Below are 26,444 nucleotides of genomic sequence, written 5' to 3' on the forward strand. Positions count from 1 at the left end.
CCGGACGTGCCGCGCCGTACCCGGGAGAGTGGGGAATCGGGAACGGGGTTCGCGCGTTGCGGTGTCTGAGGGCCGCCGCGCGTACGCGGACGGTGCTCCGGGTGCGCCCGGAGGCGTCCGCTCGCCCGTGCGCCCACCGAGCTGTGCACCGGAGCCGCGCAGAGGGCCGGCCTTCCGGACTTCACGAGGAGAGACATGACCGAGCAGCAGACGCAGGAGCGGATCACCGCCGACTTCTGGTTCGACCCGCTGTGCCCCTGGGCCTGGATGACCTCGCGCTGGATGCTGGAGGTCGAGAAGGTCCGCCCCGTCGACGTGCGCTGGCACGTCATGAGCCTCGCCGTCCTCAACGAGCCGAAGCTCGACGAGCTGCCCGAGGAGTACCGCGAGGTCCTGAAGAACGCGTGGGGCCCGGTCCGGGTCGTCATCGCCGCCCAGCAGGAGCACGGCGACAAGGTGCTCGGCGACCTCTACACGGCGCTCGGCACCCGCTTCCACAACAGGGGAGAGGGCCCGACCCGCGAGGCGATCCTCGGCGCCCTGGAGGAGGTCGGCCTGCCCGCCTCCCTCGCGGACCACGCCGACTCCGACGCGTACGACACGCAGCTGCGCGCCTCCCACCAGGAGGGCATCGACAAGGTCGGCGAGGACGTCGGCACCCCCGTCATCGCCGTGCCCGGCCCGGACGGCGAGCAGGTCGCCTTCTTCGGCCCCGTCGTGACCCCCGCCCCCAAGGGCGAGCAGGCCGCGCGCCTGTGGGACGGCACCGTCGCGGTCGCCTCCGTCCCCGGCTTCTACGAGATCAAGCGCACCCGCACCCAGGGGCCGGTCTTCGACTGAGGCACCGGTACCGCCCGGCCGGTCCGTACGGCCCGGCCGGGCGAGCCTCACGGTCGCCGGGCCGGGCGGGCCGGACCGGTCAGTTCACGTCCTCCGGGATGCGCACGGGATCCCGGAAGCGCCACTTGTTCGCCGAGGTCCGCACCTTCCGGCAGGTCCCGGCGGCGCACATCAGGTAGTTCTCGACGTAGGTCTCCTCGATCCTGCCGCGCAGCCACTGCTTCTGGGCCTCGGTCAGCGGCACGTGCGGTTCGACGGATTTACACCAGACACACTCGGTCTGCCTAGGTTTCATCCCGCCACGATCCTCCGGAAGCCCGGAAACGGAAAGACCCCCGCGAGTCACGTCCTCGCGGGGGTCCTTCTTTTCATCCGCCTGCCGCGTGAAGGGTGAGAAGACGATCACGAGCAGGACGTTCCCGGGGCCGGCGGCCGGCTGGGTCAGGGAGCGAGCAGCAGGGTGCCCGCGCGGGCCCTGGCGGCGGAGTAGCGGGCGGCCACGTCCTGCCAGTTGACGACGCGCCACATCGCCTCGATGAAGTCCACCTTCTGGTTCTTGTACTGGAGGTAGAAGGCGTGCTCCCACGCGTCGAAGACGAGGACCGGGACCGAGCCCTGACCCACGTTGCCCTGGTGGTCGTAGATCTGTTCGACGATGAGCCGCCCGCTGACCGGCTCGAAGGCCAGTACGCCCCAGCCCGAACCCTGGGTCGTCGCCGCGGCCTTGGTGAGCTGCGCCTTGAACCCGGCGAAGGAGCCGAAGGACTCGGTGATCGCGTCGGCCAGCTCGCCCACGCCGTCCTGGGCCAGCGGCTCCCCGCCGCCGTCGCCGGTCATGTTGTGCCAGTAGATGCTGTGCAGGATGTGCCCCGACAGGTGGAAGGCCAGGTTCTTCTCCAGCCCGTTGATCGCACCCCAGGACTCCTTGTCGCGCACCTCCGCGAGCTGCTCCAGCGTGTCGTTGGCGCCCTTGACGTAGGCCGCGTGGTGCTTGTCGTGGTGCAGCTCGATGATCTCCGGGCTGATCACGGGGGCCAGGGCGGAGTAGTCGTACGGCAGCTCGGGAAGTGTGTAGACGGCCATGGGGAGGAACCCTCCGGAACTCTTCTTGTCGAGACGAGCTTATTGCGAATGGCTTGCAAGTGCACGCTATCAGCGAAGAGTGTGGCGGGCGCCCCGGGGCGTGCCGGGGGCGCGGGGCGCGCTGGGAGGGGGCGGGACGGCCTGGGCTCAAGGCCGGGCGCGAGCCCGGGGCATGACGAAGCCCCCGCCCACCGCGCGTGCACGGCTGACGGGGGCTCGGCCGGCTCCCGGAAAGTCCTGGGGTCGTGGGTCCTGTCCTACCCGCGTACGCCCACGCGGGTCCCGCGCCGCTGCCGCCACCGGCCGAGCGCGGCCAGGGCCACGGTCAGGCCGCCCGTGAAGTACAGCTGGAGCCGGGTGTCCGGCTCGCGCAGCATCAGGACCAGGACGGCCGCCATCGCCGCCAGGGCCACCCAGGTCAGGTAGGGGAAGGCCCACATGCGGATGACGAGCCGGTCGGGCGCCTCGCGCTCCAGCAGGCGCCGGGTGCGCAACTGCGCCACCGCGATGAAGGCCCACACCACGAGCACCGCCGCGCCCACCATGTTCAGCAGCCACGTGAACACGGTGTCCGGCCACCAGTAGCTCAGCAGCACCGCGAGGAAGCCGAAGACGGAGGAGGCGACGACGGCCGGGCGCGGCACCCCGCCGCGCGACAGCCGCCCCAGGAGGGCCGGGCCGTCCCCGCGCTCGACCAGCGAGTGGGCCATGCGCGAGGCGCCGTAGATGTTCGCGTTCATCGCGGAGAGCAGGGCCGCGAGGATGACGACGTTCATGACCTGCGCGGCACCGGGGATGCCGAGCGCGTCGAGCACGGCGACGTAGGGGCCCTTCTCGGCGACCTCCGCCCGGTTCCACGGCACCAGCGTCACGATGACGGCCATCGAGCCGACGTAGAAGAGGGCGATGCGCCACATCGCCGTGCGCACCGCGTTCGCGACCCCGCGCACCGGGTTCTCCGACTCGGCGGCGGCGATGGTGACGGTCTCCAGACCGCCGTACGCGAAGACCGAGGCGAGCAGGCCGGTGATCATCCCGTCCGGGCCGTTCGGGAAGAAGCCGCCGTCGCCCGTCAGGTGCGCGGTGCCCGGGGCCCCGGTGCCGGGCAGGACGCCGAGGATCGCGAGGACCGCGATCACCAGGAACGCGACGATCGCGGTGACCTTGAGCGCCGCGAACCAGAACTCGAACTCGCCGAAGTTGCCGACCGCCGACAGGTTCGTCGCGCAGAACAGCACCATGAACAGCGCGACCCACAGCCAGTCCGGGGTGCCGGGGAACCAGCCCGTCATGATCGAGGCCGCCCCGATCGCCTCGGCGGCGACGCCCACGCACAGCAGCATCCAGAACATCCAGCCCGCCGTGAAACCGGCCCACGGGCCGATCGCGCGCTCGGCGTGCACGGAGAAGGAGCCGGAGGCGGGACGGGCGGCCGACATCTCGCCGAGCATGCGCATCACGAGCATGACCAGCGCGCCCGACAGGGCGTAGGCGAGGACGATCGAGGGGCCGGCCGCCGCGATCCCCGCCCCCGAGCCCACGAAGAGCCCGGCCCCGATGACCCCGCCGAGGGCGATCATCGAGAGGTGGCGCTGCTTGAGCCCGTGGGTGAGCCCCGGGGCTGAGCCGGTGGCGCCCTCGGGGCCGGCGGGTCCGGTTTCGGGTGGGGCCGAAGTCCGTGTCATGGGGGAGTCCTGAAGGTGAGACGGCAGAGGGCGGGAAGAAAACGGAGGACAGTATTCCGCATGTCCGCTGGATGGGACGCGATGTCCGACAGATGGACGGTATGCGTGCTGGGCGTGAGGGGCCCGGGGTGGTCGGGGGCGAGGTCCGGGCGTCCGGCCGTCCGGCCGGAGCCTCCGCGTCCCGGGGCGGGGTGTCCGGCGCGCTGAGGGGGAGTCGCCGCCGGTCCCCGCCCCGCGTGAAGGTGCCGGTGGCCCGGGCGGACCGTCCGTGTCCGTGCGGCCCTCGGACCGTTGGGCCGTCCCTGGTGGCCGCCTCGGTGGTCCTTGGTGGTCCTTGGTGGAACCCCACAGCCCCAGGCCGCTTCTTGCCTCCCGCGCCTCCCGTAAGCCCCCGCTCCGCCAAAGGTGACGAGCGTCACCCTGTCCGAGGTGTGAGCGGCGGTCTTTGTGGGATCTCCACCAACTCCGTGATCGACCCTTTGTTCGTGACGACCGGTGAGGGCGGGTTGACCTCTGGGCTACGGTCACTGTGCGCCCGGCTGCGTTCGCCGCATCGACCCGAACCGACCGAACCGGCCCGGGCCGGCATCCGTTCCGTCCCTCCCTCACCTCGCGGAGACCCGATGAGTTCAGCGTCCGCCCTCCACCGCCCGGGAACGGTCCTCGCGGACCTGCTGCCCGCCTCCCGTACCCGGGACATCGCGCTCGTCGTGGGCGGTGCCGCGCTCACCGGCCTGGCCGCCCAGATCGCGGTGCCGATCCCCGGCTCCCCGGTCCCGGTCACCGGCCAGACCTTCGCCGCGCTGCTCGTGGGCACCGCGCTCGGCGCCCGGCGCGGCTTCCTCGCGCTCGCGCTGTACGCGGTCGCGGGCGTCGTGGGCATGCCGTGGTTCTCCGAGGGGCAGTCCGGGACGGGCATGGCCTCCTTCGGCTACATCCCCGGCATGATGATCGCCGCCCTCGTCGTCGGCGCCCTCGCCCAGCGCGGCACGGACCGCTCGCCGCTGCGCACCGCGGGCGCGATGCTGCTCGGCAACGTCATCATCTACGCGACCGGCGTCCCCTACCTCGCCCTGGACACCGGTATGAACGCGAGCCAGGCCATCGCGGCCGGCCTCACGCCGTTCATCGTCGGCGACCTGGTCAAGACGGCCCTCGCGACGGGCGCGCTGCCCACCACGTGGAAGCTGATCGGCCGCAAGGACGGCTGAACCCGGGGGCCCGCCGCGTACACCGCGCGGGTCGCCGTACGGCACTGAGGGCGCCGCACCCCGTCAGCGGGGGTGCGGCGCCCTCACGTGTGCCCGGGCCGGGGAGTGCTCAGCCGCGGGCCGTCGGCACCTTGCCGGCCGCCGTACCGGAGCCGGGACCCGGGCCGTCGCCCGCGCGCGGGCCGCGGACCTTCTCGCGGATCAGCGCGAAGGCCACGACGAACGCGGCCACCAGCAGGGACAGCAGCACCTGGGTGCGGCCGTCGTCGTCGGTGAGCATGTAGACCAGCACGAAGGAGATCATCGCGATGGTCGCCCAGGTCAGGTACGGGAACAGCCACATCTTGACGACGAGCTGGTCCGGGGTCTCCCGCTGGATGCGGACGCGCAGCCGCAGCTGGGAGAAGCAGATGACGAGCCACACGAACAGGGCGACCGCGCCCGAGGAGTTCAGCAGGAACTCGAAGATCGTGTCCGGCCACTGGTAGTTGAGCCACACCGCGAGGAAGCCGAAGACGACCGAGCCGAGGATCGCCGCCTGCGGGACGCCCCGGTGGTTGGTGCGGGCGAAGGCGCGCGGGGCGTCGCCCCGGCCACCGAGCGAGAAGGCCATGCGGGAGGCGGTGTAGAGGCCCGAGTTCAGGCAGGACAGGACGGCCGTCAGCACGATGACGTCCATGATCTGCCCGGCGTGCGGAATGCCGATCGAGTTGAGCGCGGCCACGTAGGAGCCGTCCGCCTGGATCGACTTGGCGTTCCACGGCAGCAGGGTCAGCACCACGAGGATCGAGCCGAGGTAGAAGATCGCGATCCGCCAGATCACGCTGTTGGTGGCCTTGGACACCGCGCGTTGCGGGTCGGAGGACTCCCCGGCCGCCAGCGTCACGATCTCGCTGCCCATGAAGGAGAAGACGACGAGCAGGATGCCCGTGAGGATCGCCCCCGGCCCGTTGGGCATGAAGCCGCCCGCGTCCGTGAGATGCGCGAACCCGGAACCCGGGTTGTCCGAACCGGGCAGGACACCGAACACGGCGAGCAGCCCGATGATCACGAACACGCTGATCGCGACGACCTTGATGCCCGCGAACCAGAACTCGAACTCGCCGTACGAGCCGACCGAGACCAGGTTGGTCGCGGTCAGCACGAACATCACGATGAGCGCCCAGCCCCACTGCGGGACCGCCGGCACCCAGCCGTTGAGGATCACCGCGCCCGCCGTGGCCTCCACGGCGAGCACGACGACCCAGAAGAACCAGTACAGCCAGCCGATCGAGAACCCGGCCCAGCGGCCCAGCGCCATGTCCGCGTACGCCGAGAAGGAGCCGGAGGACGGACGGGCGGCGGCCATCTCGCCGAGCATCCGCATCACGAGCACGACCATCACGCCGACCAGCGCGTAGGACACGAGGATCGCCGGTCCGGCCGCCGCGATGCCCGCGCTGGAGCCGACGAACAGGCCCGCGCCGATGACCCCGCCGATGGCGATCATCGACAGGTGACGTCCCTTGAGCCCGGGCTTCAGCCCCTCCCCACCGGGTGCGCCGCCGCTGCCGGGGTCGCCGGACGGTTGCTGCCGGGGTGAACGATCGGGCTCTCTGATCGACTGCGAGGCCATGCGATGAGTCCTTCGGGTCTCAGGTGAGCGGTTCCGGCAGGGGCCACGTGCGGGCCGCTTGCCGGAAGGCTCGATTCCGGATTGTTGTCCAGAGCACGTCCAGGGCGCGCCGTCCCCGGACCCGGGGGCGGCTACCCCGTGGCTGACATGCCACACTCATTCGCATGCGCGTGTATCTCGGCTCGGACCATGCCGGCTACGAACTCAAGAACCATCTCGTCGAGTGGCTCACCGCCCACGGACACGAGCCCGTCGACTGCGGGCCCCACGTCTTCGACGCCCAGGACGACTACCCGCCCTTCTGCCTGCGCGCCGCCGAGCGCGCCGCCGCCGACCCCGAGGCGCTCGGCGTCGTGATCGGCGGGTCCGGCAACGGGGAGCAGATCGCCGCGAACAAGGTCGAAGGCGTGCGCTGCGCTCTCGCGTGGAGCGTCCAGACCGCGAAGCTCGGCCGGGAGCACAACAACGCGAACGTCGTCTCGGTGGGCGCGCGGATGCACTCCACGGACGAGGCCACCTCGTTCGTCGAGGTCTTCCTCGCCACGCCCTACTCGGACGAGGCGCGGCACACCCGCCGGATCGACATGCTCTCCGCGTACGAGAAGACCGGCGAACTGCCGCCCCTTCCGGCGCACCACCCGCAGCAGCCCGGGGCCTGAACCCGCACGACCGACCCGACATGCCCGAAGGCCACACGCTGCACCGGCTGGCCGCCGACCACCTCCAGAGGTTCGGCGGCCGGCCGGTCCGCGTCTCCAGCCCGCAGGGGAAGTTCGCCGACTCCGCCGCGCTGCTCGACGGCGCCGTACTGGAGAGCGCCGAGGCCCACGGGAAACACCTGTTCCTCGGCTTCGGCCCGCTCGGCTGGGTCCACGTCCACCTGGGCCTGTTCGGCAAGGTGAGACAGGGGCCCGCGCCCGCCCCGCCGCCCACCGACACCGTGCGACTGCGGCTCACCGGCCCCGGCGGCTGGTCCGACCTGCGCGGCCCCACCGCCTGCGCCCTCCTCGACGACACGGAGAAGGCCGCGATCCACGCGCGCCTGGGCCCCGACCCGCTGCGCCCCGAGGACGACGGGGAACCCGCCTGGGCCCGGATCTCCCGCAGCCGGGTCAGCCTCGCGGCGCTGCTCATGGACCAGAAGGTCGTCGCGGGCGTCGGCAACGTCTACCGGGCCGAGGTCCTCTTCCGGCACGGCGTCGACCCCCTGCTGCCCGGCCGCGACCTCGACCGCGCGACCTGGGACACGATCTGGGCCGACCTCGTCCTGCTCATGCGCGAGGGCGTCCGGCTCGGCCGCATCGACACCGTACGGCCCGAACACACCCCCGAGGCGATGGGCCGCGCCCCACGCGTGGACGACCACGGCGGCGAGGTCTACGTGTACCGGAGGGCCGGTCAGCCCTGCCTGGTGTGCGGGACGGAGATCAGCCGGGGGGAACTGGGGGGACGGAACCTGTTCTGGTGCGGGGGGTGCCAGAGGCACCGGGGGTGAGGGGGTCGGCGCTTCGCGCCTCGTCCTCAAGCTCCCCCAGACTCCGTCCGGGGGGACCCCCAGGACGGGCTTGATTGGCGCTTCGGCGGACAGGCCGGAAATCGTCTCTTCTTCTCAAGTGGCCCCGTCTGCTTGGTGGTTGAAGGTTTTTCGGGATCTGTATCAGTCGGTGCGAGGGGCCTGGACACGGGTGGGTGGGCGTGCTGTCATGCCGTCGACCGGGGATTTCCAACGTTGGAATTTCTGGTCGACGTAGTGCGCAACCCCCACCCGCACGGCCTTCGAGTCGAGGACGCAGGAGTCCCCATGTACGCGAGACCGCACCCGCACCCGCACCCTCAAGCAGACCGCAGAGCAGCCGAGTTGGCCTCCGGCCGGCGTCGGCTGACGCTTCTGGCGGCCCTCTTCGCCCTGCTCGCGCCGCTCCTGGTGGCGCTCGGCACCGCCTCCCCCGCGCAGGCGGCCACCGCCGCCTGGACGCCCAAGCCGGCGCCGATGACGACCCCGTGGACCAACCAGGTCCCCGTCGACAAACCGCTGCCCGAGTACCCGCGACCGCAGCTCACCCGGCCCGACTGGGCCAATCTCAACGGGATCTGGGACTTCGCGGTGACCGGCCGGGACGCCGGGCAGCCCGCGCAGTTCACCGACCAGATCCGGGTCCCCTTCGTCGCCGAGTCGGCGCTCTCCGGGATCCAGCGGAAGATCACCCAGAACGACAAGCTCTGGTACAAGCGGCAGTTCACCGTCCCGGCCGGCTGGAACGGCCGCCACGTCGTCCTCAACTTCGGGGCCTCCGACTGGCAGACCACCGTGTGGGTCAACGGACAGCAGGTCGGCGCGCACAAGGGCGGCTACGACTCCTTCGGCTACGACATCACCGCCCAACTCGTCAGCGGGAACAACACCGTCGTCGTCTCCGTGTACGACCCGACGCAGACCGCCGGCCAGGCCGTCGGCAAGCAGCGCGTCAACGACGTCACCCCGCACGAGGGCGGCGGCATCTTCTACACCGCCGCCTCCGGGATCTGGCAGACCGTGTGGCTGGAGCCGGTCGCCGACGCGCACATCACCCGCCTCGACATGACCCCCCGGCTCAGCGACAACACCCTGCGGGTACGCGTCCAGGGCTCGGGCGCCGCAGGCGGCCGCACCGCCCGCGTCACCGTCTCCTCCGGCTCGACCGTGGTCGGCACCGCCACCGGCACCGTCGGCTCCGAGATCACCGTGTCCGTGCCCAGCCCGCACCTGTGGACGCCCGAGGACCCGTACCTCTACGACGTCAAGGCCGAACTGCTCAACGGCACCACCGTCCTCGACAGCACCGGCAGCTACACAGGGATGCGCACCATCTCGCTCGCCAAGGTCGACGGGGTCCAGCGGCCGGTGCTCAACGGCAAGTTCGTCTTCCAGACCGGAACCCTCGACCAGGGGTACTGGCCCGACGGCATCTACACCGCGCCCACCGACGCCGCCCTCAAGTCAGACCTCCAGGCGCACAAGGACCTCGGCTTCAACATGGTCCGCAAGCACATCAAGGTCGAACCCCAGCGCTGGTTCTACTGGGCCGACAAACTCGGGCTGCTCGTGTGGCAGGACATGCCCGCGATGGACTCGGGCAAGACGCCGGACAACGCCGCCCGCACCCAGTGGGAGCAGGAGTACCACGCGATCGTCGACCAGCACCGCAGCTCCCCCTCGCTCGTCATGTGGGTCGACCAGAACGAGGGCTGGGGCCAGTACGACCAGGCCAGGATCGCCGACGACATCAAGGCGTACGACCCCTCGCGACTGGTCGACAACATGAGCGGGATCAACTGCTGCGGAGCCGTCGACGGCGGCAACGGCGACGTGATCGACCACCACAACTACGTCGGCCCCGGCGTCACCACGCCCAGCGCCACCCGCGCCGCCGTCCTCGGCGAGTTCGGCGGGCTCGGCTACCGGGTGCCCGGCCACGAGTGGTACCCCGGCGGCGGGTTCAGCTACGAGGACCAGCCCGACACCGCGACCCTCAACAACCGCTTCGTGGGGCTCATCGACGCACTGCGGACCGGCGGACTGCCCGCCGGGCTCTCCGCCTCCGTCTACACCGAGATCACCGACGTCGAGAACGAGGCCAACGGACTGCTCACCTACGACCGGCAGGTCACCAAGGTCGACACCAACCGGGTCCGCGCCGCCAACCAGGCGCTGATCAACGCCTCGAAGAACCCGCCGCCGCGCGCCACCCTGCCCGCGGGCCAGCACTCCCTGCGGGTCACGACGCCCGGCTACACCGACAAGTACCTGCGCCACCGCGAGTCGCTGGCCGAGACGACCGTGGTCGACAACAACAGCAGCGCCCTGCTGAAGTCCGACGCGACCTGGAAGGTCGTACCCGGACTGTCCGACAGCTCCTGCTACTCCTTCGAGTCGCGCAACTACCCCGGCGAGTACCTGCGCCACCAGGCGTTCCGGGTACGCAGGGACGCCTCCGACGGCTCGGCGCTCTTCAAGTCCGACGCCACGTGGTGCGCCTCGGCCGCGACGGGCGGGGTACGGCTCTCCGCCGCCGCCTTCCCCGGCCAGTACCTGCGCCACATCGACTCCGAGGTCTACCTCGCCACCCCGGGCGGCAGCCACGCCTGGGACAACCCCACGCTGTTCGACCAGGACACCGTGTGGTCGGTCGAGGCACCGTGGGCCCCGTGAGGTAGCTGGCCGGCCCGGTGCAGCCCGGGAGGTGCCGCTCACCTCCCGGGCCTGCCCGGCCGTGGCCGCCGTACGGCTTCAGAAGGTGTACGGCTTCAGAAGGTGTACGGCTTCAGAAGGTGTACGGCTTCAGAAACGGTGCGGCTTCAGAAACGGTGCGGCAGCCGCGGCGCCGCCGAGGAGCCGAAGGCGATCGTGGCCTCCTCCAGCGCCCCGGCCCGGTGCTCCACGACCCGCCCGGCCGCCCCGAGCCCCGACAGGGCCGGACCGCCCAGATACACCGCGCCCAGCTCCCGCACCGAGAGCGACAGATCCGCCTCCCGCCCGGTCCGCACGCAGCGCGCGCCCGCCGGATCGCCGGTCAGCCGCCAACGGCCCGCGTTCCAGGGGCAGAACGCGTCCTCGACGTCCAGCACGACGTCCACCGGCGTCCGGTACGTCCGGGCCGACAGCGCCGCCCCGACGTCCACCAGCCGCACGTACAGACCGTCCTGCAACCGCATCCGGCAGCGGCGCACGTCCGACACCAGCTCCTGCCACGGCGCGTCCACCGGCGAGTCGGGCAGATGCGGGGTCGAGGTCAGATCGACCGAGAACAGGTACCGCAGCAGCGCCGCGTACGCCGCCGGGTCCAGCCCGTAGAGATCCCGCACCTGCACGGTCCCCCTCGGGCCCACGTCGTCCCACTCCGGCTTGATGCGGAACCGGGTGTAGCCGGCCACCTCCCCGTCCCGCTCCGCGAGCACGCACTGCAAGGGCGAGAAACCCTCCCGGTCCTTCTCCGGGTCGAGCACCGCGAGCCGCTCCCAGCCCGGCTGCCGCGCGAGCATCCCCGGGCGCCCGCCACCCGCCGCGCGTACACCGACTCGCAGGCCGCCAGGCCCTCTTCGAGCCCCACCCGCCGCAGCCGCAACTCGTCGGTGCCCGCCGGGACGGACATCCGGACCCGGTCGGTGTCGATCCGCCCGATGAGCCGCCGGGACGCGGCGGCGTAACCGAAGCGGCCGTAGATCGCCGGCTCGGAGGCGGTCAGCACCGCGAGCGGTTCGCCTGGGGCCTGTCGTCGAGCTGGCGCCGCATCATCGCGGTGAGCACCCCGCGCCTGCGGTGCGTCGTCGCCACACTCACCCTCGTCACCCCGGTCGCCGGGACCAGAGCGCCGCCGGGCACCGACAGGCGGAAGGCGAACCCGGCGGCCGAACCGACCAGCCGGTCCCCCTCCCACGCCGCGAGCGCGCGGTCGTACTCCGTGAGCGCGTCCCACAGCGCGCGCTCCTCCGGAGCCTCCTCCGCGCCGCCGAAAGCCAGCACGAAATTGCCGTACCACTCCTGGTGGAAAGCCTCGTCCAGTCCGCGCACCTCAACCGTCATGCGGCCATGCCTACCAGCGCGAACGGTGCCGTGCGCACCCATTTCGGCGCCCTTCGCGCCCGCTGTGCGCCCGCTGGGTACATCACGGACAAGCCGGACCCCCGGTGCGCGGGACCAGCCCCGATGGATAAGGTCCCGAACAATGGCTGGCGAACGCGCGGCGGCGGACACGCTGACGGCACGGTGGAGAATGCGGTACCACCGGGCCCGGATCGGCGTGCGCCGAGCCGGGGTCGACTACTTCAGGGGCGACGGCTCCGACTGGATCGCCTTCGTCGGACTGCTGCTCAGCGTGCCGCTCCTGGGCTGGATCACCGTCGCCACCCCCGTGTGGTGCGACCCCGCGATGCTCGCCCTGCCCATCGTCACCGGCGGACTGCTGCTGCGACCCGCGAACCTGCTCGGGCTGTACGCCGCCTCGGCCGCCGCGCTCATCGCCGAGTCCGTCGTCCTCGGCCCGTACACGGAGGGACCGGCCCGCGTCACCCCCGGATCGATCCTCGTCGTCGCCGGCTGCGGATTCATCGGCCTGCTCGTCGCCCAGTTCCGCAGCCGCGTCGGCGTGCCGTGGAGACGCGGCGGCACCATGCTCTTCGACCTGCGCGAACGCATCCGGGTGCAGAGCAAACTGCCCGGGCTCCCGGCCGGCTGGCACCGCGAGATGTCCCTGCGCCCGGCCGGCGGACAGTCCTTCTCCGGGGACTTCGTCGTCGCCGCGCGCACCCACGGCGGGCGCACCCTCGAAGTCGTCCTCACCGACGTCTCCGGCAAGGGCATGGACGCCGCCTCCCGCTCCCTCCTGCTGTCCGGCGCCTTCGGCGGACTGCTCGGCTCCCTGCCGCCGCACGCCTTCCTGCCCGCCGCCAACGGCTACCTCCTGCGCCAGGACTGGGACGAGGGCTTCGCGACCTCCATCCACCTCGTCCTCGACCTGGAGTCCGGGGACTACGAGATCTTCTCGGCCGGCCACCTGCCCGCGATGCAACTGCACCGGGGCACCGGCCGCTGGGAGGAGAAGGCCGCCGAAGGGCCCCTGCTCGGGGTGTACGACGGCGCACAGTTCGACCCCGTCAAAGGCTGCCTCCAGCACGGCGACGTCCTCATGCTGTTCACCGACGGGCTCGTCGAGACCGTCGACCGGGACCTGTCCGAAGGCGTCGACCGGCTCACCGGCGAGGCCGACCGCTACGTCGCGGGCGGCTTCCACGGCGCGGCCTGGCACCTCATCGAGGCCGTCGCCAAGGACGTCAACGACGACCGCGCGCTGCTCCTGATCTGCCGCGACGCCTGACCGGTCCGGAGGACCGAACCGGGCCGAACCGGGCCGGACCCGGACCGGAACGGCCTGAACGGAGCGGCGGGGCCTCCCTGTTCCCCGGGCGGCCCCGGCCCTCTCGCCACGGCGGGCTCCACGGCCCCTCCTCTCCTCCTCAGCGAGCCCCCGCCTTCACGAGGGACACCGGCTCGGCCTCCGCACGGCCGCCGCCGCTTCCTCCCGCCTCGTCCCCCTCGCCCGCGGCCGGTCCGCCGCCCGCCTTCCGGCCCGGCAGTATCCGCGCCAGCCAGTGGGAGCGGCCCGCCGCGAGCGGACCGAGGACGGCGAGCAGCAGCACGTAGCCCGCGATGAACGGCGACAGGCGCTCGTCGAGCCCCGCCCCCGCCGCCATCGTCGCGAGGATCAGGGCGAACTCCCCGCGCGCCAGCAGCGTCGTCGCGATGTTCGCGGCGGGACCGGGGCCGAAACGGTAGATACGGGCCGCCGCGAGCCCCGCCACCACGTTCATGGACAGCGTCACCACCACCGCGAGCAGCACCGGCCACAGCACGCTCGGCAGGTCGCCCGGGTCGATGGACAGCCCGAAGGCGAAGAAGAACATGGCCCCGAAGGCGTCCCGCAGCGGGTGCACGAGCGACAGGATGCGCTGGCCCGAACTCGTACTGCCCAGCATCAGGCCGACCATGAACGCGCCGATCGCGTCCGCGACCCCGAACCACTCGGAGACACCCGCGACGAACACCGCCGCGCCCAGGAAGGAGATCACGAGCAACTCGTCGTCCCTGGTCGCCATCAGCCGCCCCACCAGCCGGGTGCCGAAGCGCGCGGCGAGTGCGAGCAGCAGCAGGAAACCGAAGGCCTTGCCGCCGTCCACGAAGGCCGCCGCGAGGGAGTCCGCCCCCGAGAGGATCGGCTGGAGCGCCGCGAGGTACAGCGCGAGGAAGACGTCCTCGACGACGATGATCCCCAGGATCGGTCTGGTCTCGGGGTTGCCGAGCCGCCCGGTGTCCACGAGGACCTTGGTGACGATCGCCGAGGACGAGATGCCGAGCACCCCGGCGAGGACCAGAGCCTCGGAGGTGCCCCAGCCCAGGGCGAATCCGAAACCGAGGCCGGCGCCGACGTTCAGGGCGAGGTACGCCCCTCCGGCCAGCGCCATGCGCCGGCCGCCCGCCTTCAGGTCGTCCAGGTGGAATTCGAGCCCCAGGTAGAACAGGAGCAGGACCAGGCCGAGCGCCGAGAGCATCTCCAGATCGTGCGGATCGGAGACCAGGACGACGCCCGGGGTGTGCGGGCCGAGCAGTATCCCGGCCAGGATGAACAGGGGGATGGTGGGAAGTCCGATGCGCCCGCCCGTGCGGGCGAGGACGGCGGCGGCCAGAAAGGCGCCGCCCATGGCTATGAGGGTCTCCGCGTGTCCGATGGGCCGGCCTCCATTCAGTCAAGAGATGGTCAAGTCGCAGTCAAGAGTTACCTTACCAAAGGATTGAAAGGGAAAGAGTTGCTCCGTCGAACCTCGTCCACGCATCAGTCAGGGAGGGCGGTTCGTCGTGGTTCGTCCGGTCTGCGTCCCGGCGGTCTCAAGCGCCCGTGCGGAACGCCCACTTCAGCCGGGGTTCGAGCACCCAGCGGAAGGCCCGCCGGACCGGGGCGGTGCACAGCAGGGTGACCACCGCACCCGCCGCGAGCGTGACCGCCGCCTCGCCCCACCCGGTGCGCACCCACCCCTGCCGGTAGAGGCCCAGGTGGACGGCCGTCTTCACGAGGAAGCCGTGCAGCAGGTAGCCGCCGATCGTCCCGGCCCCCAGCCGCGTGCACCAGGCCGCCCGGCGGGGCACCCAGGCCAGGAAGCAGGCCGTCAGCACCAGCGAGCACACCAGCAGGGCCAGGGTCATCAGCACCCCGCTCCACCACGGCGCCCCCAGCTCCTGCGCGCTCTCCCGGTGGTACAGCCAGGCGTACGGCATGCGCGGCGCCAGCCAGTACGCCGCGCCCAGCGCCACCGTGAACACCGGTACGGCGACGATCTTCAGCCACTTCCGGCGCAGCAGGGCGAAATGTGCGGGGCGCAGCAGCAGACCGGCCACGTAGTACGGCAGGAACTGCAGCACCCGCTGAAGGTCCAGGTCATGGCCGATTCCGGGGGAGAGGGAGGCGAGCGAGGCGCAGGCCACGGCGAGGGGGAGCGGCCACCGCAACACCCGCCAGAGCGGGGTCGTCAGCCGCCACGCGAACAGCGCCACCAGGAACCAGTCGAGCCACCAGGGGTCCAGCAGACTCACGGGCGCGTGCGGGGAGGAGCCCGTGAGCCGCAGGAACACCGCATACGCGCATTCGAAGATCACATAAGGCACGGCCACCGTCGTGACGAGTTTCCGCGCCCGTCCCGGAGTCAGGTCCGCGCCGCGCGAGAGGTAGCCCGAAATGAGGACGAAGGCGGGCATGTGAAAGGCGTAGACGGTCAGATAGAACGCGAGCAGCGGGCGGCTGTGCGCGAGCAGCGGCTCCCAGGAATGGCCCATCGCGACCAGGACGATCGCGAGGTATTTCGCATTGTCGAAGAAGGGCTCCCGGATTTTCCCGCCCTCGCCGGCCGCCCCGGAACCGCGCGGGGCGGCCGGCGCGGACGTGGAATTCGCGCCAGGCCCGCCCCGGTGCTCCACAACGCCCTCGCGCACCGCCGGGAGGGCGCCCCTGACCTGGACGGACTCACGCTCCCCGGGGCTCATACGGCGCCTGTGCCGGGCGGAAGGGCGGGCTCCGCGAGCGCCCCGGAAAGGGCGGTGCGGGCGAAACGGTCGTGCATGTGCGTTACCTCGGCCTCGTCCGGGATTCCACCCTCCGGGCAGCCTCCCGCTCGCTCTCACTCGACTTCCGTACGCGTCTACCCGCTATTGCCGCGCCACGGCCGGCTCGGCACGCGACGGTCATCACACCTGCACATACGGCCGGTTACTCCGGTTTCGTCCAAGGCTTCCCGGGCATACGGCAGCCCTCGTGAAAACCGGCGACGATCTTTACCCACGACGGTACTTCCCGAACGGGCCCCGGAAAACGATCAAGCCGAATTCCCGGGCCCCGGCGGCGGCCGGTCGCGAGGCCCCGCGGCGCGCACCACCGGCGCGTTCATGGCGTGAAGCATCCCCCCGGCATCCGCACGCATGGCCGACGATGCGTCACGGGCCGCATGACTGGGGCCCGTTGGTGGCACGATGGTTCTGGCGGGGGTGTGCGGCCTCGTACCCCCCGGGCCGGGAGCGGACCGACCTAGGGTGTGATCAGTTGTGGCCATTTCACTGTCTGTGGTGGTGTTGTTGGCGGTCGTCCTGGTGGTGCTGATCCGCGGCGGCTCCATCAAAGCGGGACCCGCCGTCGTCGCGGTCCTCTTCGGCTTCTTCCTCGCCTCCAGCGGCATGGCGCCGTCCATCCGCCGCTTCCTCGACTCGATAGCGGACATGATCAGCTCGATCAACTTCTGACCCGGGGACACCCTCCGGCCCCGCGGGCCCGCGGGCGTCCCCGGCACCCCGGGCCCGGACGCGCGAGAGGCCCGGACGTCCAGGACGTCCGGGCCTCTCGGCGTGCAGAGCGGGCGACGGGAATCGAACCCGCGTAGCTAGTTTGGAAGACTAGGGCTCTACCATTGAGCTACGCCCGCATACGCGGTGTCACGGCCCTCGGGCCGGGACACGAGAAGCATCGTAGCGGCTTTGCCCCCGTGCTCGCACACCCCGGCCGGGCCGCGCGGCACAGGCACGGTGTGGCCTGCGGGCATGTACCCTACGATCCGCACCTGCGGGGTGTGGCGCAGCTTGGTAGCGCGTCCGCTTTGGGAGCGGAAGGTCGTCGGTTCGAATCCGGCCACCCCGACCAGCAACACGTTGTGCGCGGCGCGTCAGACCGCGGCCCCCGGCCCGGCGACGGCCGGCCGTACGAGCGCATTGCGGGTCTCATCCCGCGCACGGTTACTATGCAAGCTGCGTGCCCGTGTGTCTGCGTGTCTGAAGTACGTGTCTGCACTCCCGGGCCCGGGCCCTCATCGGCCCGTCCGCACGAACGGTGCGGCCGCGCAGTACCCCAGAAGTCAGCCACAAGGAGACCTAACCGTGAAGAGCGCCGTGGAGACCCTGAACCCGACCCGGGTTCGGCTCACTGTTGAGGTGCCCTTCGAGGAGCTCAAGTCCAGCCTCGACGCGGCGTACAAGAAGATCAACGAGCAGGTCACGGTGAAGGGCTTCCGCAAGGGCAAGATCCCCGCCCGCGTCATCGACCAGCGCTTCGGTCGTGGCGCCGTGCTCGAGGAGGCCGTCAACGACGCGCTTCCGAAGTTCTACACCGAGGCCGTCAACGAGGGTGAGCTGAACGTCCTCGGACAGCCCGAGGTCGACATCAAGGAGCTGAAGGACGGCGAACTGCTCTCCTTCACCGCCGAGGTCGACATCCGGCCCGAGATCGAGATCCCGGACTACTCCGGCATCGAGGTCGAGGTGGACGCCGTCGACGTCAGCGACGAGGACGTCGACAAGGCCGTCGAGGAGCTGCGCGAGCGCTTCGCCTCGACGTCCACCGTCGAGCGTGCCGCCGAGGACGGCGACGTCGTCACGATCGACCTGGAGGCCAAGGTCGACGGTGAGGTGCTGGAGGACGGCCTCGCCAGCGACGTCGCCTACACCATCGGCTCCGGCGAGCTGCTCGACGGCATCGACGAGGCCGTGAAGGGCCTGGAGGCCGGTGGCGAGACTACCTTCGCCTCCGAGCTGAAGGGCGGCTCGGCCGCCGGCAAGCAGGCCGAGATCACCGTCAAGGTGTCCAAGGTCGAGGCCCGCGAGCTGCCCGCGCTCGACGACGACTTCGCCCAGCTGGCCAGCGAGTTCGACACGCTGGACGAGGTCCGTGCCGACAGCCGCAAGCGGCTGGAGAACATGAAGCAGTACGACCAGGCCACGCAGGCCCAGGAGCGCGTCCTGGAGAAGCTGCTCGAACTGGTCGAGGTCCCGGTCCCCGAGAAGCTGCTCGCCGACGAGATCCAGACCCGCACCCACAACCTGGAGCACCACCAGCTCCCGCAGATGGGTCTGGAGCTGGACAAGTACCTGGAGATCCAGGGCAAGACGGCCGAGGAGTTCCAGGCCGAGACCGAGGAGCAGGCGGTCAAGGGCATCAAGACCCAGTTCGTCCTGGACGAGCTGGTCTCCCGCGAGAAGCTGAACGTCAGCCAGGAGGAGCTCACCGAGCACCTGCTGCGCCGTGCGGCCTCCTCCGGCATGTCCCCCGACCAGTTCGCGCAGGCCGTCGTCGAGGGCGGCCAGGTGCCGATGCTCGTCGGTGAGGTCGCGCGCGGCAAGGCGCTGGCGACCGTGGTCGAGGCCGCGACCGTCAAGGACACCAACGGCGAGATCGTGGACCTGGACGACGAGGAGGAGGAGGCCACCGAGGCCGCCTCCGCCGACGCCGCCGAGGCCGAGGCCGCCGAGGCCGAAGCCAAGTAGGCAGGGCTGCCGCAGGGGCCCCGGGGACACCGTCCCCGGGGCCCCTGCCTCTTTCCCGGCCTCCGGCCGTGTCCTCAAGCGCCGGACGGGCTTGAGCACCTGGCCGAAGGACCGGGCCTGACTGAGCCCGTCCGGCGCTTGAGGACGAGTGAAGCGCAGCGAACGACGTGCCTCGCTCCGCCGCCGGAACATGCGCTCACAGCGAACAGTTCCCCATGCGGGATGGCCTGCGGCGAGCCGCGCGTTAGGGTCCATGAATACGAGGGCAGGGGAGTCCCCACACACCGCCCACCGGCGGTGCGACGCGGGGTCCCAGGCTCCAGCAGAAGACGTGAGACGGCCCGGCGCCGTCGTTAAGACGAGCAGGTGGATACGTGACGAATCTGATGCCCTCCGCCGCCGGCGAGACCTTCAGCGGTGGCGGCCTCGGCGACCAGGTCTACAGCCGACTGCTCGGCGAGCGGATCATCTTCCTCGGTCAGCAGGTCGACGACGACATCGCCAACAAGATCACCGCCCAGATGCTCCTCCTGGCCGCAGAGCCGGACAAGGACATCTACCTCTACATCAACAGCCCCGGTGGCTCCGTCACCGCGGGCATGGCCGTCTACGACACCATGCAGTACATCCCGAACGACGTCATCACGATCGGGATGGGCATGGCGGCCTCCATGGGGCAGTTCCTGCTGACCGGCGGCACCGCCGGCAAGCGGTTCTCCCTCCCGAACACCGACATCCTGATGCACCAGGGCTCCGCCGGCATCGGCGGCACCGCCTCGGACATCAAGATCCAGGCCGAGTACCTCCTGCGGACGAAGAACCGCATGGCCGAGATCACCGCCCGGCACTCCGGACAGTCGATCGAGACGATCATCCGGGACGGTGACCGCGACCGCTGGTTCACCGCCGAGCAGGCCAAGGAGTACGGCCTGATCGACGAGATCATCTCCGCCGCCTCGGGCGTTCCCGGCGGCGGCGGCACGGGCGCCTGAGCACCCACCGCCGCACTCGCCCCCGCGAGAGACCCCGCCAGAACGCCACCAGGATGGTGAACACACAGATGAGCAACTTCTCCGCCAGCGGCCTCTACACCGGCCCGCAGGTCGACAACAGGTACATCGTCCCGCGCTTCGTCGAGCGCACCTCGCAGGGCGTGCGCGAGTACGACCCGTACGCGAAGCTCTTCGAGGAGCGCGTGATCTTCCTCGGCGTGCAGATCGACGACGCCTCGGCCAACGACGTCATGGCGCAGCTGCTGTGCCTGGAGTCGATGGACCCGGACCGGGACATCTCCATCTACATCAACAGCCCCGGCGGCTCGATGACGGCGCTCACCGCCATCTACGACACGATGCAGTTCGTGAAGCCGGACATCCAGACGGTCTGCATGGGCCAGGCCGCCTCGGCCGCCGCCGTCCTGCTGGCCGCCGGCGCCCCCGGCAAGCGCATGGCGCTGCCCAACGCCCGTGTGCTGATCCACCAGCCCTCCAGCCAGACCGGCCGGGAGCAGCTCTCCGACCTGGAGATCGCGGCCAACGAGATCCTGCGGATGCGTTCGCAGCTGGAGGAGATGCTGGCCAAGCACTCCACCACCCCGATCGAGAAGATCCGGGACGACATCGAGCGCGACAAGATCCTGACGGCCGAGGACGCCCTCGCCTACGGCCTGGTCGACCAGATCACCACCCCGCGTAAGGTGGTGGGTTCCGCCGCCTGAATCGGCGGCAGCGGACTACCCCCTGGACCCTCCTCGGCCGGAGCGTGAGAAGCGAACCGTGCCAAGGGGGGCCCGGGCAGGGGGCCGGGCAAGGTACCGTCGGGTATGAGGCACCAGGAGTCGTCGCACGCGCGCGTCTCCCAGGCGAAGGGGAAGCACCTCGTGGCACGCATCGGTGACGGCGGCGATCTGCTCAAGTGCTCGTTCTGCGGAAAGAGTCAGAAGCAGGTCAAGAAGCTCATCGCAGGCCCCGGTGTGTACATCTGTGACGAGTGCATCGACCTCTGCAACGAGATCATCGAGGAAGAGCTCGCGGAGACCAGCGAGGTGCGGTGGGAGGAACTCCCCAAGCCCCGCGAGATCTACGAGTTCCTTGAGGGCTACGTCGTCGGTCAGGAACCGGCGAAGAAGGCCCTCTCGGTCGCGGTGTACAACCACTACAAGCGGGTCCAGGCCGGAGAGAACGGCGGGCCCTCGGGGCGGGACGACGCCATCGAGCTGGCGAAGTCCAACATCCTGTTGCTGGGCCCCACCGGCTCCGGCAAGACACACCTGGCCCAGACGCTCGCCCGGATGCTCAACGTGCCGTTCGCCATCGCGGACGCCACGGCGCTCACCGAGGCCGGTTACGTCGGCGAGGACGTCGAGAACATCCTGCTCAAGCTGATCCAGGCGGCCGACTACGACGTCAAGAAGGCCGAGACCGGGATCATCTACATCGACGAGATCGACAAGGTCGCCCGCAAGAGCGAGAACCCGTCGATCACCCGCGACGTGAGCGGCGAGGGCGTCCAGCAGGCGCTGCTGAAGATCCTGGAGGGCACCACCGCCTCCGTGCCGCCGCAGGGCGGACGCAAGCACCCGCACCAGGAGTTCATCCAGATCGACACGACGAACGTGCTGTTCATCGTGGGCGGCGCCTTCTCCGGTCTGGAACGGATCATCGAGGCCAGGGCCGGCGCCAAGGGCATCGGCTTCGGCGCGACGATCCGCTCGAAGCGGGAGATCGAGTCCAGCGACCACCTGCGCGAGGTCATGCCGGAGGACCTGGTCAAGTTCGGCATGATCCCCGAGTTCATCGGCCGCCTCCCGGTCGTCACCTCGGTGCACAGCCTGGACCGCGAGGCCCTGCTGCGCATCCTCGTCGAGCCCCGGCACGCCCTGGTCAAGCAGTACCAGCGGCTGTTCGAACTCGACGGCGTGGAGCTGGAGTTCGAGCGCGAGGCGCTGGAGGCCATCGCCGACCAGGCGATCCTGCGGCAGACCGGCGCCCGCGGACTGCGCGCCATCATGGAGGAGGTCCTCCAGTCGGTGATGTACGAGGTCCCGTCCCGCCAGGACGTCGGCCGGGTCGTCATCACCTCCGAGGTGGTCCGCTCCAACGTCAACCCCACCCTGATCCCGCGCGAGGCGCGCGGCGGCCGGGGACCGGGGGAGCAGAAGTCGGCCTGAGGCCGCAGCCGTACGTACGAGGGAGGGCCCGGTCCGAGTGGACCGGGCCCTCCCTCGTCATCCGTCACACGGTGCATCCGTCACACGGTGCGGCTCAGAGCTTGACGCGGACGTCCCCGCGCAGGTCGGCGGCGACCTTGGCCGAGTCGTCGAGGCTCATCGTCTCGGTCGCGCCGTCGGCGGGGACGACCAGACCGATCGTGCTGTGATCCGCCCACAGGCACATGTACTGCCGAACGGTCTTGCCCGTGGTGGAGTTCGGCGCCTCGACCTTCTGGCACTTCATGACCGCGCCGTCGAGCGAGTCGGGCTCCACCGCCTGCGGGTCGCCGAGCAGCGTGAGCTTGTCGTCGTCCTTGGACTTGCGCATCTCGGCGAAGGTCGCGTCCACCGCCCCCTCGGGGTCCTTCACCTTGCCGAACAGCCCGACGAAGGACAGCGCCTTGCCGGCCGCGGCCTCCTCGGGGTCCACGTTCGACGGGTCGCTGAGGTCGACGGTCGTGTACGTCGCGCTGACGGCCTTGGCATCGCTCACCCCGCTGTTCGCGAGGTCCTTCGCGTCGCTGTCCGAGGCGGGCTCGGGGTCCTTCTGCGGGGTGAAGCGCTGGTAGTCGCCCAGTACCTTCGCCGGGGTCGTCAGCTTGTGCGGACCGTCGTCCGCGACCGAGTCGCCGTCACCGCCCGCGAACGCGAACCAGCCCCCCACGGCGATCGCCACGACGAGGGCGGCCCCGCCGATGATCAGTCCGGTCCGCTTCCCGTTGCCGCCGCCCGAGGGCGGCGGGATCTGCGGTCCGCCGTACACCGGCGGGGCGGGCGGCTGCTGCCCGTAGGGGCCGGGCGGCTGCGGGCTCCCGTAGGGGTTGGGCTGATCCGGGTTCCCGTACGGGCCCGGCTGCTGCGGGGCGCCGTAGGGCCCCGCCTGTCCCGGCTGCCCGTAGGGGCCCTGCTGCGGTACGCCCTGCGGTGCCTGCTGCGGGTAGCCGTACCCGGGCTGTCCCTGCGGGGGAGTGGGCGGCTGCTGTCCGTAAGGGCCGGGCTGTCCCGGTTGCCCGTACGGGTTCGGCGGCTGCGGCTGCTCTCCCCCGTAGGGGCCCTGCTGGTCGCTGCTCATGACTGGGGTCCCTCCGTAGCTGTCGCGTCCCCGACATCCTGACCGAGTGGACACGCGTACGGTGTTCCCGGTGCCGCACTGTTACGAAGACCGCCGTGATCGGAACGCGTCCGTGACCCCGAGAACCCGTTTCTGCCCAGGGCCCCGGGACCTCTAAACTGGCCGCGTGACCGAGAACTCTCAGCAGACTCCAGCGCCCACCTCCGAACTGCCGACCCAGTACACGCCGGCCGACGTAGAGGGGCAGCTGTACGAGCGCTGGGTGGAGCGGGGCTACTTCGAGGCGGACGAACACAGCGAGAAGCCGCCGTACACCATCGTCATCCCCCCGCCCAACGTCACCGGTTCCCTGCACCTCGGCCACGCCTTCGAGCACACGCTGATCGACGCCCTCACCCGCCGCAAGCGCATGCAGGGCTACGAGACGCTGTGGCAGCCCGGCATGGACCACGCCGGTATCGCCACGCAGAACGTCGTGGAGCGGGAACTCGCCAAGGAGGGCAAGTCCCGGCACGACCTCGGCCGCGAGGCCTTCGTCGAGCGCGTGTGGCAGTGGAAGGGCGAGTCGGGCGGCCAGATCTCCGGGCAGATGCGCCGCCTCGGCGACGGCGTCGACTGGTCCCGTGAGCGCTTCACGATGGACGAGGGCCTGTCCCAGGCCGTCCAGACCGTCTTCAAGAAGATGTACGAGGACGAGCTGATCTACCGCGCCGAGCGCATCATCAACTGGTGCCCGCGCTGTCTGACGGCCATCTCCGACATCGAGGTCGAGTACCAGGACGACGACGGCGAACTCGTCTCCATGCGCTACGGGGACGGTGAGGACAGCATCGTCGTCGCCACCACCCGCGCCGAGACGATGCTCGGCGACACCGCCGTCGCCGTCCACCCCGAGGACGAGCGCTACCGCCACCTCGTCGGCCGGCAGATCAAGCTGCCGCTGACCGACCGCACCATCCCGGTCGTCGCCGACGCGCACGTCGACCCCGAGTTCGGCACCGGCGCCGTGAAGGTCACCCCCGCCCACGACCCCAACGACTTCGAGATCGGCCGCCGCCACGACCTGCCGATGCTCACCGTCATGGACGAGCGGGCCGTCATCACCGCCCCCGGCCCCTTCGAGGGCCTGGACCGCATGGAGGCCCGCTCCGCGATCGTCGCCGCCCTGCGCGCCGAGGGCCGCATCGTCGCCGAGAAGCGCCCCTACACGCACTCCGTGGGCCACTGCTCGCGCTGCAAGACGACCGTCGAGCCGCGGCTGTCCATGCAGTGGTGGGTCAAGGTCGGCCCGCTCGCGAAGGCCGCCGGTGACGCGGTCCGCGACGGCCGGGTCAAGATCCACCCGCAGGAGATGGAGAAGCGGTACTTCGACTGGGTCGACAACCTCCACGACTGGACGATCTCCCGCCAGCTGTGGTGGGGCCACCGCATCCCCGTCTGGTACGGCCCCAACGGCGAGACGGTGTGCGTCGGTCCCGACGAGCAGCCGCCCACCGGTGAGGGCTGGCACCAGGAGACCGACGTCCTCGACACCTGGTTCTCCTCGGGCCTGTGGCCCTTCTCGACCCTCGGCTGGCCCGAACAGACCGACAGCCTCGCGAAGTTCTACCCGAACTCGGTCCTGGTCACCGGCTACGACATCCTGTTCTTCTGGGTCGCCCGGATGATGATGTTCGGCCTGTACGCGATGGACGGCACCCCGCCGTTCCACACCATCGCGCTGCACGGCATGGTCCGGGACCAGTTCGGCAAGAAGATGTCGAAGTCCTTCGGCAACGCGGTCAACCCGATCGACTGGATGGACAAGTACGGCTCCGACGCGCTGCGCTTCACCCTCGCGCGCGGCGCCAACCCGGGCGTCGACGTGCCGATCGGCGAGGAGTGGGTCCAGGGCTCGCGCAACTTCACCAACAAGCTCTGGAACGCGACCCGCTTCGCGCTCATGAACGGCGCCACGGTGGAGGGCGGACTGCCGCCCGCCGAGCGGCTGTCGGCGACCGACCGGTGGATCCTCTCCCGGCTCGGCGAGGTCGTCGCGCAGGCCGACGCGTACTACGAGGACTACCAGTTCGCGAAACTCTCCGACCTGCTCTTCCACTTCGCGTGGGACGAGGTCTTCGACTGGTACGTCGAGCTGTCCAAGACCACCTTCCAGGCCGGCGGACAGCCCGCCGAGGACGCCCGCCGGGTGCTCGGCGAGGTCCTCGACGTCACGCTGCGGCTGCTGCACCCGGTGGTCCCCTTCGTCACCGAGACGCTGTGGACGACGCTGACCGGCCGCGAGTCCCTCGTGATCGCCGAATGGCCCGCCGACTCCGGCTTCCGGGACACCGGGGCCGAGGCCGAGATCGCCACCCTCCAGCAGGTCATCACCGAGGTCCGCCGCTTCCGCGCCGACCAGGGCCTCCAGCCCGGCCAGCGGGTGCCCGCGCGCCTCGGCCTGGACGGCACCGCGCTCGCCGCGCACGAGGCGGCCATCCGCCAACTGCTGCGCCTGCAGCCCGAGGGCGAGGGCTTCACGGCCACCGCGACCCTCCCGGTGTCCGGCGCGCAGGTCGCCCTCGACCTGTCCGGCACGATCGACGTGGCCGCCGAACGCAAGCGGCTCACCAAGGACCTCGCCGCCGCCGAGAAGGAGAAGGCCCAGGCCGAGGGCAAGCTCGGCAACGCCGAGTTCCTCGGCAAGGCCCCCGAGAAGGTCGTCGACAAGATCCGCACCCGGCTCAGCAAGGCGGAGGCCGACATCGAGCGCCTCCGCAAGCAGCTGGAGGGGCTGCCAAAGGCCTGATCCCGCGAGGCCCCGCACACGCGTGAGGGCCCCGGCCGCCTCGGGGGCGGCCGGGGCCCTCACGCCTGCGCGGAGCGCTCAGGTCCCGCGCAGGCCCAGGCGCGCCAACTCCGCGTCCGCCAGGGCGTCCAGGGTCTGCGGGTCGGCGTCCCGCCAGCCCTCCGCGAGGGCGCCCGGGGTCGCGCCCGCGAGAGAGGCGGTGCGGGCCACGTCGTCCAGCGGGCGCATCAGGGACCGCAGGGCCAGCAGCTCCCGGCCGTCCGCCGAGGCGGCCAGTTCGTGCGCCGCCGTCGCCCTGCGGTGCCAGCGCAGCCGCCGCGGCAGCCACCAGCCGACGACCGGCACCGTCAGCAGCAGGAACACCGCGACCCCGGCCACCGACACCACCAGGGGCCACAGCGAGGGGTCCAGGAGACCCAGCAGCTCGACGGGGCCGGGCAGCCCGCGCACCGCCTTCGCCACGTCCCCGCCGAACAGTTCGGTGATCCGGCCCGACGTACGGTGCACGACGGCTGCCGCCAGGGCCCAGCCGGTGACCCACAGCAACACGGCGAGGTCCCCCGCGAGCTGACGGACCGCACGGCCCGGATTCTGCGCGTACCACATGGGGCGAA

At 70.9% G+C, this 26,444-nt stretch carries 20 protein-coding genes, 2 tRNA genes and 1 pseudogene; 13 read left to right on the top strand and 10 right to left on the bottom strand.

Features of this window, described 5'->3' with window-relative positions:
• The first annotated feature begins 195 nt into the window (after positions 1 to 195).
• A complete protein-coding gene (locus AB0J21_RS07760; RefSeq protein WP_363144946.1) occupies positions 196 to 840 on the top strand; it encodes a DsbA family protein in 645 nt (214 codons plus the stop codon).
• A 79-nt stretch (positions 841 to 919) separates the two neighbouring features.
• Here the strand turns inward: AB0J21_RS07760 and AB0J21_RS07765 are convergent, their stop codons facing one another.
• The 3 genes from AB0J21_RS07765 to AB0J21_RS07775 form a co-directional block, all read right to left on the bottom strand.
• Positions 920 to 1,135 (bottom strand): hypothetical protein, encoded by a 216-nt coding sequence (locus tag AB0J21_RS07765; RefSeq protein WP_363144947.1) that lies wholly within the window; start codon positions 1,133 to 1,135, stop codon positions 920 to 922.
• A 146-nt stretch (positions 1,136 to 1,281) separates the two neighbouring features.
• Positions 1,282 to 1,923, bottom strand: coding sequence for a superoxide dismutase (locus tag AB0J21_RS07770; protein WP_363144948.1), 642 nt, complete (start codon positions 1,921 to 1,923; stop codon positions 1,282 to 1,284).
• Between the two features lie 257 nt (positions 1,924 to 2,180).
• On the bottom strand, positions 2,181 to 3,608 hold the full coding sequence (locus tag AB0J21_RS07775; protein WP_363144949.1) for an amino acid permease: 1,428 nt from the start codon (positions 3,606 to 3,608) through the stop codon (positions 2,181 to 2,183).
• 623 nt (positions 3,609 to 4,231) lie between these two features.
• On the opposite strand from AB0J21_RS07775, the gene AB0J21_RS07780 reads away from it, so the two are divergent.
• Positions 4,232 to 4,819 (top strand): biotin transporter BioY, encoded by a 588-nt coding sequence (locus tag AB0J21_RS07780; protein WP_363144950.1) that lies wholly within the window; start codon positions 4,232 to 4,234, stop codon positions 4,817 to 4,819.
• Positions 4,820 to 4,928: 109 nt separating this feature from the next.
• On the opposite strand, the gene AB0J21_RS07785 is transcribed toward AB0J21_RS07780, so the two are convergent.
• Positions 4,929 to 6,434: an amino acid permease gene (locus AB0J21_RS07785; protein ID WP_363144951.1), complete on the bottom strand. Its 1,506-nt coding sequence runs from the start codon at positions 6,432 to 6,434 to the stop codon at positions 4,929 to 4,931.
• A 164-nt stretch (positions 6,435 to 6,598) separates the two neighbouring features.
• On the opposite strand from AB0J21_RS07785, the gene AB0J21_RS07790 reads away from it, so the two are divergent.
• The 3 genes from AB0J21_RS07790 (at position 6,599) to AB0J21_RS07800 (ending at position 10,623) form a co-directional block, all read left to right on the top strand.
• Positions 6,599 to 7,093, top strand: coding sequence for a ribose-5-phosphate isomerase (locus tag AB0J21_RS07790; protein WP_363144952.1), 495 nt, complete (start codon positions 6,599 to 6,601; stop codon positions 7,091 to 7,093).
• A 20-nt stretch (positions 7,094 to 7,113) separates the two neighbouring features.
• Positions 7,114 to 7,929, top strand: a complete 816-nt coding sequence (locus tag AB0J21_RS07795; protein ID WP_363144953.1) for a DNA-formamidopyrimidine glycosylase family protein — start codon at positions 7,114 to 7,116, stop codon at positions 7,927 to 7,929.
• Between the two features lie 306 nt (positions 7,930 to 8,235).
• Positions 8,236 to 10,623 carry an AbfB domain-containing protein gene (locus tag AB0J21_RS07800; RefSeq protein WP_363144954.1) on the top strand — a complete coding sequence of 796 codons (2,388 nt, stop codon included), beginning with the start codon at positions 8,236 to 8,238 and terminating at the stop codon, positions 10,621 to 10,623.
• 146 nt (positions 10,624 to 10,769) lie between these two features.
• Here the strand turns inward: AB0J21_RS07800 and AB0J21_RS07805 are convergent.
• A pseudogene (locus tag AB0J21_RS07805) lies at positions 10,770 to 11,994 on the bottom strand (GNAT family N-acetyltransferase).
• Between the two features lie 142 nt (positions 11,995 to 12,136).
• Between AB0J21_RS07805 and AB0J21_RS07810 the strand changes: the two are divergent.
• Positions 12,137 to 13,285 (top strand): PP2C family protein-serine/threonine phosphatase, encoded by a 1,149-nt coding sequence (locus tag AB0J21_RS07810; RefSeq protein WP_363144955.1) that lies wholly within the window; start codon positions 12,137 to 12,139, stop codon positions 13,283 to 13,285.
• Positions 13,286 to 13,424: 139 nt separating this feature from the next.
• Here the strand turns inward: AB0J21_RS07810 and AB0J21_RS07815 are convergent, their stop codons facing one another.
• Both AB0J21_RS07815 and AB0J21_RS07820 read right to left on the bottom strand, forming a co-directional pair.
• The gene (locus tag AB0J21_RS07815; RefSeq protein ID WP_363144956.1) at positions 13,425 to 14,666 is read right to left on the bottom strand and encodes a cation:proton antiporter; all 1,242 of its coding nucleotides are present in this window, start codon (positions 14,664 to 14,666) and stop codon (positions 13,425 to 13,427) included.
• 184 nt (positions 14,667 to 14,850) lie between these two features.
• The gene (locus AB0J21_RS07820; protein ID WP_363144957.1) at positions 14,851 to 15,999 is read right to left on the bottom strand and encodes an acyltransferase family protein; all 1,149 of its coding nucleotides are present in this window, start codon (positions 15,997 to 15,999) and stop codon (positions 14,851 to 14,853) included.
• 555 nt (positions 16,000 to 16,554) lie between these two features.
• Between AB0J21_RS07820 and AB0J21_RS07825 the strand changes: the two genes are divergently transcribed.
• A complete protein-coding gene (locus AB0J21_RS07825) occupies positions 16,555 to 16,749 on the top strand; it encodes a hypothetical protein (RefSeq protein ID WP_363144958.1) in 195 nt (64 codons plus the stop codon).
• Between the two features lie 108 nt (positions 16,750 to 16,857).
• Here AB0J21_RS07825 and AB0J21_RS07830 read toward each other — a convergent pair.
• Positions 16,858 to 16,928: transfer RNA gene (locus tag AB0J21_RS07830), tRNA-Gly, on the bottom strand.
• Positions 16,929 to 17,066: 138 nt separating this feature from the next.
• Between AB0J21_RS07830 and AB0J21_RS07835 the strand changes: the two genes are divergently transcribed.
• The 5 genes from AB0J21_RS07835 (at position 17,067) to clpX (ending at position 21,928) form a co-directional block, all read left to right on the top strand.
• Positions 17,067 to 17,143, top strand: a tRNA-Pro gene (locus tag AB0J21_RS07835).
• 233 nt (positions 17,144 to 17,376) lie between these two features.
• Entirely contained in the window at positions 17,377 to 18,759 is a 1,383-nt protein-coding gene (gene tig / locus AB0J21_RS07840; protein WP_363144959.1) for a trigger factor, read from the top strand.
• A gap of 386 nt (positions 18,760 to 19,145) precedes the next feature.
• The gene (locus tag AB0J21_RS07845; RefSeq protein ID WP_363145213.1) at positions 19,146 to 19,751 is read left to right on the top strand and encodes an ATP-dependent Clp protease proteolytic subunit; all 606 of its coding nucleotides are present in this window, start codon (positions 19,146 to 19,148) and stop codon (positions 19,749 to 19,751) included.
• A gap of 53 nt (positions 19,752 to 19,804) precedes the next feature.
• The gene (locus tag AB0J21_RS07850; RefSeq protein ID WP_363144960.1) at positions 19,805 to 20,476 is read left to right on the top strand and encodes an ATP-dependent Clp protease proteolytic subunit; all 672 of its coding nucleotides are present in this window, start codon (positions 19,805 to 19,807) and stop codon (positions 20,474 to 20,476) included.
• A gap of 162 nt (positions 20,477 to 20,638) precedes the next feature.
• Complete coding sequence (gene clpX / locus AB0J21_RS07855; RefSeq protein ID WP_363145214.1) at positions 20,639 to 21,928, top strand: ATP-dependent Clp protease ATP-binding subunit ClpX; 1,290 nt, start codon at positions 20,639 to 20,641, stop codon at positions 21,926 to 21,928.
• Positions 21,929 to 22,022: 94 nt separating this feature from the next.
• Here clpX and AB0J21_RS07860 read toward each other — a convergent pair whose 3' ends face one another.
• On the bottom strand, positions 22,023 to 23,042 hold the full coding sequence (locus AB0J21_RS07860) for a hypothetical protein (protein WP_363144961.1): 1,020 nt from the start codon (positions 23,040 to 23,042) through the stop codon (positions 22,023 to 22,025).
• A gap of 166 nt (positions 23,043 to 23,208) precedes the next feature.
• On the opposite strand from AB0J21_RS07860, the gene AB0J21_RS07865 reads away from it, so the two are divergent.
• The gene (locus AB0J21_RS07865) at positions 23,209 to 25,830 is read left to right on the top strand and encodes a valine--tRNA ligase (RefSeq protein WP_363144962.1); all 2,622 of its coding nucleotides are present in this window, start codon (positions 23,209 to 23,211) and stop codon (positions 25,828 to 25,830) included.
• Positions 25,831 to 25,908: 78 nt separating this feature from the next.
• On the opposite strand, the gene AB0J21_RS07870 is transcribed toward AB0J21_RS07865, so the two are convergent.
• Positions 25,909 to 26,436 (bottom strand): hypothetical protein, encoded by a 528-nt coding sequence (locus AB0J21_RS07870; RefSeq protein ID WP_363144963.1) that lies wholly within the window; start codon positions 26,434 to 26,436, stop codon positions 25,909 to 25,911.
• Positions 26,437 to 26,444 lie beyond the last annotated feature (8 nt).

Origin of the sequence: Streptomyces sp. NPDC049954 (genome assembly GCF_040656295.1) — a bacterium.
Classification (GTDB): Bacteria; Actinomycetota; Actinomycetes; order Streptomycetales; family Streptomycetaceae; genus Streptomyces.

What these genes read in the sequence shown, in the direction of transcription:
- AB0J21_RS07760 (WP_363144946.1), top strand. Translation starts at nt 196, where the DNA reads ATGACCGAGCAGCAGACGCAGGAGCGGATCACCGCCGACTTCTGGTTC.
- AB0J21_RS07765 (WP_363144947.1), bottom strand. Translation starts at nt 1,135, where the DNA reads ATGAAACCTAGGCAGACCGAGTGTGTCTGGTGTAAATCCGTCGAACCG.
- AB0J21_RS07770 (WP_363144948.1), bottom strand. Translation starts at nt 1,923, where the DNA reads ATGGCCGTCTACACACTTCCCGAGCTGCCGTACGACTACTCCGCCCTG.
- AB0J21_RS07775 (WP_363144949.1), bottom strand. Translation starts at nt 3,608, where the DNA reads ATGACACGGACTTCGGCCCCACCCGAAACCGGACCCGCCGGCCCCGAG.
- AB0J21_RS07780 (WP_363144950.1), top strand. Translation starts at nt 4,232, where the DNA reads ATGAGTTCAGCGTCCGCCCTCCACCGCCCGGGAACGGTCCTCGCGGAC.
- AB0J21_RS07785 (WP_363144951.1), bottom strand. Translation starts at nt 6,434, where the DNA reads ATGGCCTCGCAGTCGATCAGAGAGCCCGATCGTTCACCCCGGCAGCAA.
- AB0J21_RS07790 (WP_363144952.1), top strand. Translation starts at nt 6,599, where the DNA reads ATGCGCGTGTATCTCGGCTCGGACCATGCCGGCTACGAACTCAAGAAC.
- AB0J21_RS07795 (WP_363144953.1), top strand. Translation starts at nt 7,114, where the DNA reads ATGCCCGAAGGCCACACGCTGCACCGGCTGGCCGCCGACCACCTCCAG.
- AB0J21_RS07800 (WP_363144954.1), top strand. Translation starts at nt 8,236, where the DNA reads ATGTACGCGAGACCGCACCCGCACCCGCACCCTCAAGCAGACCGCAGA.
- AB0J21_RS07810 (WP_363144955.1), top strand. Translation starts at nt 12,137, where the DNA reads ATGGCTGGCGAACGCGCGGCGGCGGACACGCTGACGGCACGGTGGAGA.
- AB0J21_RS07815 (WP_363144956.1), bottom strand. Translation starts at nt 14,666, where the DNA reads ATGGGCGGCGCCTTTCTGGCCGCCGCCGTCCTCGCCCGCACGGGCGGG.
- AB0J21_RS07820 (WP_363144957.1), bottom strand. Translation starts at nt 15,999, where the DNA reads ATGAGCCCCGGGGAGCGTGAGTCCGTCCAGGTCAGGGGCGCCCTCCCG.
- AB0J21_RS07845 (WP_363145213.1), top strand. Translation starts at nt 19,146, where the DNA reads ATGCCCTCCGCCGCCGGCGAGACCTTCAGCGGTGGCGGCCTCGGCGAC.
- AB0J21_RS07850 (WP_363144960.1), top strand. Translation starts at nt 19,805, where the DNA reads ATGGTGAACACACAGATGAGCAACTTCTCCGCCAGCGGCCTCTACACC.
- AB0J21_RS07860 (WP_363144961.1), bottom strand. Translation starts at nt 23,042, where the DNA reads ATGAGCAGCGACCAGCAGGGCCCCTACGGGGGAGAGCAGCCGCAGCCG.
- AB0J21_RS07870 (WP_363144963.1), bottom strand. Translation starts at nt 26,436, where the DNA reads ATGTGGTACGCGCAGAATCCGGGCCGTGCGGTCCGTCAGCTCGCGGGG.